Raw genomic sequence first — 2,353 nt, 5'->3', positions numbered from 1 at the left:
CGGGTGACGCCCCGGCTGACGCTTAATTTCGGATTGCGCTACGACCTGCAGGACATCGCCGACCCGCCGGTGAGAAATCCCGATCCGGGACTCGCGCAGTTGGGACTGCGGACCGATCGTCTCAACCTCGACACGAACAATCTCGCTCCGCGATTCGGCTTCGCCTGGACTCCGCTGGCCAGTCAGAAGCTCGTGGTGCGGGGCGGTTATGGCTTTTTCTACGCGCGCACGCCCTCGATCATGGCTGCTCAAGCCCATTCGCAAAACGGCATTAACGTCCAGGTGTTGACCTTCACCGGAGCCACGGTGCCGACCTATCCGCAGCGGTTCACCACACCGCCGACGGGAGGAACACCTTCTCCGCCGAGCATCTTCGTTTTCGCGCCCGATTACGTCAATCCTTACGTTCAGCAGGGTAGCCTGGGTCTGGAGTACGAACTGCTGCCGACGTTCTCCCTCTCGGCCAGCTATCTGGTGGTCAAAGGCACGCATCTCCAGCGGACGCGCAACGTCAATTTACAGCCGCCCGTTCTCGCTTCGATCGAAATTGTCGGCGAGGGGACGCGAACCTACCGGCGCTATCCCGGTCGGCTGCTGCCCAACTTCGTGCGCATCAGTTTATTTGAGAGCACGGCGAACTCGATCTATCACGGCGTCATCTTCCAGGCCAACAAGCGATTCTCCCACAACGTCCAGATGCTTCTCTCCTACACCATCTCCAAAGCGATTGACGACACGCCCGATGCCACGTCGGTCGTCGCCTTCAGCAGCGGAGACGATGCCAAGCAGGTTCAAGATCCCTTCGACCTGCGGAGTGATCGCGGCCTGAGCTACACCGACATTCCCCAGCGGTTCGTCGTGAGCTGGATCTGGGACCTGGCCTACGCCCGAGGGATCGAAAATCGCGCCGTACGGGCGCTGCTGGATGGATGGTCGGTGAGCGGTATCGTTACGGCTCAATCGGCACCGGCATACTCGGCACTGGTGGGCTTCGATCTGAATAACGATACCAACGCGCGCACCGATCGTGTCCCCGGAGTTGGACGAAATACATTCCGGGGCTTCAACTTCATCAGCTTCGATCCTCGCCTCACGCGAGAGATTCGCTTTGGCGAACAGGTGAAACTGCAATTGATCGCCGAAGCGTTCAACCTGTTCAATCGCACCAACTTCCGTACCATTTCTCTCTCGGGGGCGCTTCCGAGCGTCAATGCCATTCAGTTCGCCGCGGGCACCGGCGCCAACGCCGGCAAGCTCGTGCGACGCGCCGATTTCGGAACTCCCACCGAGACGTTCGATCCGCGAATTTTCCAACTGGCCGCCAAGATCGTCTTTTAAGGAGGTGTTGATGGAGCGCGAGGGCTTTGCTCTCCGCAGAGCGCAAACTTTCAGGTCGGCGACCGACCGGCGCTCGAAAGCCCGCGCGACATTTTTCGGTAGCCCGAGCGTCCGCGAGGGCTCCGGTTTCAGCGAGTCCCTCGGTGGTAGAGCGAGCGGCTGCCCCCCGGAGCCGCTCGCCACTTCCTGCCAAACGGAGGTCCACGATGAACGCAAAAGGAAATCCCACCACTCCGGCTAACCCCGCCTCGACGGGAAAGAAGGTTACGCTCTCGGTCATCAAAGCCGATGTCGGGTCCATCGGCGGACATACCAAACCGTCGGACAAAATGATGCACGTCGTTCGGGAGATGATTCAGGCAGCTTGCTCTGGGTCGCAGCGCCTTCTCATTGATGGAATGGTGACGCATACCGGTGATGACATTGCCCTCATTATGAGCCATGAGCACGGCGTCGGCGCTCAAGCCATCCATTCCTTCGCCTGGAACTGTTTCCTCGAAGCAACGCGAATCGCCCGCGAACAGGGTCTTTACGGCGCCGGACAGGATCTGCTCGTGGATGCGCCGTCGGGTAATATTCGCGGAGCCGGTCCGGCGGTGGCCGAGATCGAGTTCGAGCGCAATCCGGCGAGCAAAGACCGTCCGGCGGAGGCTTTCCTCGTCTTCGCGGCGGACAAGTGCAGTCCGGGAGCTTACAACTACCCGCTCTATGCTGCCTTCTGCGATCCGATGCACGATGGCGGACTGCTGCTCAATCCCCGGATGCACAAGGGTTTCACCTTCACCATCATTGACATGGACTACCGGGATGCCGATCGGCTCATCCGCCTCGATGTCCCCGAACGGGTGTGGGATGTGGCGGCACTGTTGCAGAATCCCGACCGGTTTGCCGTCGAAGCCATTCATTCGCGCTACAAGCCGGATGAGCAGATCGTCGCGGTCTCGGCCACGCGGCTGCACAATATTGCCGGTCGCTATACGGGAAAGGATGATCCCGTCGCCATTGTCCGCACGCA

Annotated in this window: 2 protein-coding genes; both read left to right on the top strand. The window is 60.4% G+C overall.

Going from position 1 to position 2,353, the window contains the following annotated elements; all coding sequences use genetic code 11:
• The coding region (locus VNM72_12010) for a hypothetical protein (GenBank protein ID HXF06119.1) at positions 1-1,338 on the top strand (1,338 nt) is incomplete at its 5' end.
• A gap of 206 nt (positions 1,339-1,544) precedes the next feature.
• Positions 1,545-2,353 (top strand): fructose 1,6-bisphosphatase (locus VNM72_12005; protein ID HXF06118.1); only part of this gene is annotated, 809 nt, incomplete at its 3' end.

The sequence above is a fragment of the Blastocatellia bacterium genome (assembly GCA_035573895.1).
Taxonomy (GTDB): domain Bacteria; phylum Acidobacteriota; class Blastocatellia; order HR10; family HR10; genus DATLZR01.
Note: the sequence above shows the minus strand (reverse complement) of the source record. Positions and strands in the feature narration are given on the sequence as shown.